Source organism: Microcoleus sp. Pol1C5, from assembly GCF_036701115.1.
Taxonomy (GTDB): Bacteria; Cyanobacteriota; Cyanobacteriia; order Cyanobacteriales; family Microcoleaceae; genus Microcoleus.
This window is the reverse complement of sequence record NZ_JAUBQE010000125.1, coordinates 1-3,348: the sequence shown is the minus strand read 5'-3', so window position 1 is coordinate 3,348 and position 3,348 is coordinate 1. Positions and strand designations below refer to the sequence as shown.

Here is a 3,348-nt window from a genome sequence, read left to right as displayed (position 1 = left end):
AGTTACCAAGGTGATTTAGCTACGATCGTAGTAGCCAACAATAGCGATAGCGGGCCCGGTTCATTAAGAGCTGCGATCGCCACCGCTGTTGCCGGCGATATCATTACCTTCGCTCCAGGTTTAGCCAGCCAAACCATTACTCTCACCAGCGGTCAACTCGATATTCCCGCTGGCAAAAACATCACCATTGACGGCGCCGCAGCACCCGGTTTAACCATCAGCGGCAACAACGCATCCCGCGCCTTTTTTGTCAATGCCAACGTTGCGACTGCTACCAATTTTGCGGTCAAAAACCTGATTATTACTAACGGCAAAACAACCGATCGAGGTGGCGCGATCGGCACAACCGACGAAGTAAACCTCACCGTAGAAAACGTTCAGTTCAACAACAACGTCGCCGATCAAGGCGGTGGCGCAATTTTTGGTAATTTCAACAATACCCTGACTGTTACCAACAGTAAATTCAACGGCAACGTGGCCACCTCCGCTAACGATGAACGCGGTGCAGGTGCGATCGGCTTTTTGAGTTTCAAAACTTTTACAGTCACCAACAGCGACTTCACCAACAACAAAGGAATTAACGGCGGGGCAATTAACAGCCTTCAAGGTAAGCTGACAATTGACAACTCCCGATTCATCGGCAACGATACCACCGCAGCCGTTTACGCAACAGGCCAAAATAATCCGTTTTTAAGGGGTTTTGGCGGCGCAGTTTACACAGACAGAGCCAGCAATCCGAGCGAAGCTTCCGGCACAATTAAGATTACCAATAGCGTATTTCAAGACAATAAAGGTCGAGGTGAAGGAGGCGCAGCTTATCTGTTCACCGGCAGCCAAGACAAGGTTATTTTGGAAAAGAGCACCTTCCAAAATAACGAAATTCTGGGGCTACCCAACGGTGGAAATCCTGGAAACGGCGGTGCGGTAACGATTTTGAGCGACAGCACCAACCAGGGATTGACCATTGCCAACACCACCTTTGCGGGCAACAAAGCCGGCAATCAAGGTGGCGGGCTGTGGATGCGAAATGCCCCTACTACGATTACTAACAGTACGTTTTCTGGCAACTCCACGGCGTATGCTGCTGGTGATTTCAACAAACTCGGCGGTGCAATGACTCTGGGTGCACCCACAACCATTCTCAACACGACGATCGCCGATAATTCAGCAGGCTGGGTTGGTGGAGGTATCTTCGCCGCTGCCAATAATGTCACCCTCAAAAACACGATTCTTTCTAACAATACAGCGGCTAACGGAGGAAACCCTTGGGGCATTCAGCAACACGTCACCGCCCAATATAGCGATGGGGGAGGGAATTTTCAGTGGCCGGCCAAAAACCCCAATGACGGAAGCGATTTCAATGCGACGGCAAGTATTACGATCGCAGACCCTTTACTGGGCCCTTTGCAAAACCTCAACGGCGCTTTAGTCAGACCGCTGCTGGCAGGAAGTCCGGCAATTGATAAGGGGATTGCCACGGGCGCACCCGCTACGGATCAGCGCGGCGTGACTCGCCCTCAAGATGGCGACAGCATTCCAGGTGCGATCGTCGACAGCGGCTCTTTTGAATTGGGAGGTAGTGTCGTCCCGGTGCCAACTCCCACGCCCGCACAGGCTCTTACTGGTTCTTTGGGTCAAACCAATAATTACAGCAGTGTCAATGACCTGATCGCACAATGGCCGAATGCCGCCCAGAATCAAGGCATCAAACTGTCTGGGATAGCTTTTGATGGCTTTGAAACTGACTACCTCAACCCGAATGTCATCAGCAACCTCACTTTGGCAACGAACGAAAACCCTAAAAGCTGGTTGAGCTACGGCAGTGCCGGTGGTATTGGCGTCCCATCCTCTTACGATGGTTGGTTCACCGACGCCACTAAAATTCGGGCGGAAATCAACCACAACCCGAACACCAATCAATCTCAGACGCTGAAGGTGAAATGGGCAGATAACCAAGACATCACTAGGACAACGATCGACCTCAGTGGATTGAGTCCCAAAACAAGTCCTGGTTTGGGCGATCAGGGCAATGAAGTTGGTTTCCTGCAAATCTTTAATAATGGGGTTCGGGTACCGGCCACCAATTTTAACATCGCTCGCCTCAACGCTCCGAGCGCTCCAAAACCCATCACTGTGTCTTCAGATGGAGTGACTCTCATTGGCGATCGCACCGATGGCAGTTTCAAACTCCAGATAGTAGGAGACTCTCTGGGCGGCGCTACTTTTGACGAACTGCGGTTCTCCACTAAAGCCTACGATAGCCCCACCGCTGCCTACGCTGCCACCTCCTTCAAAAACGACGGTTCCGACTACCTAGTGCGGCACATTGAATATCAAGGGATTTCTAATGCTGTGCCTCCGACTTTCTTCTCTTACGGTTCGTCTCCCGATCCTATTGCTGATGGTGGTTCTGGAGTTGTTACGATTAATCGGACTGGCGATACTTCGGTTTCGGCTTCCGTGGACTATTTGATTGTTGCCCCTGGTGGCGGTCAACCTGCGAACAACGTAGACTACAGCATTAGTCCATTTGCTGTGAATCCTTCGTCCGGCACGGTGAACTTTAATGCCGGTCAAACTAGCGTTAGTCTGACAATTAACAATCTTCCCGGTTTGACTGGTGGGGTGGTGAATTTGGGCTTTGGGTCAGGTTCGATCGGCGCTCCGGCATCGACTGCAATTACTCTGCTTTAAGGCTGTTAGTAGGGCGAGGAATCCTTGCTCTACTAATATGTCCCGCAAGTAGTTAAATGCTTTGGTAGTGATGCACAGTAATGGTTTAATATTAAATCAACATAAATTTCCGAAGTAAAAGTATAGAATGTCCTAATTGTCAAATCAATTTTTTATTAAAAATGGAAATACTTATTACGGCAAACAGCGATTTAAGTGTAAAAATTGTAGTCGTCAGGAAGATTAAAGATTCTCAATATAAGCAGCTTTTACTCCTAAACTAAATCCTTAATTGAGTGACTGATTTTAGAAAAAACTTCTTGAGCCGGAATTGCTAGAGCTACAGGGGAACCCATTTTCTAGCTTAAGAATTATGTAAATAAAAAGTAGGCTGATAAATCCGGGAAAATTTTGGTGATGAAAAAAGCGAAAGGTTCATTGACTTTACAGGTAGATGAAATGTGGTCAATTGTCAAAAACAACCTAAAAAAGCAATGGCTCTGGATAGCTTTCGATCGAAATACCCGTAAAATTGTTGGACTTTATATTGAAGAGCGCTCAAAAAAATCTGCGTCCATGCTCTGGCAATCTTTACCTCATGTCTATAGACAATGTGCTGTTTGTTATACTGATTTGTGGGAATCTAGATGAGGAAGTGCTACCTTTTAAAAGACA

The 3,348-nt window shown here is 48.0% G+C and carries 3 protein-coding genes; all 3 read left to right on the top strand.

Annotated features, from left to right (window positions below; genetic code table 11):
* Positions 1-2,694: choice-of-anchor Q domain-containing protein (locus tag QUA23_RS30645; RefSeq protein ID WP_333110704.1), on the top strand; the 2,694-nt coding region annotated here is incomplete at its 5' end.
* Positions 2,695-2,830: 136 nt separating this feature from the next.
* Entirely contained in the window at positions 2,831-2,920 is a 90-nt protein-coding gene (locus tag QUA23_RS31245) for a transposase-like zinc-binding domain-containing protein (protein WP_445243540.1), read from the top strand.
* Between the two features lie 170 nt (positions 2,921-3,090).
* Positions 3,091-3,324, top strand: coding sequence for an IS1 family transposase (locus tag QUA23_RS30640; protein WP_333076201.1), 234 nt, complete (start codon positions 3,091-3,093; stop codon positions 3,322-3,324).
* Positions 3,325-3,348: the final 24 nt, after the last annotated feature.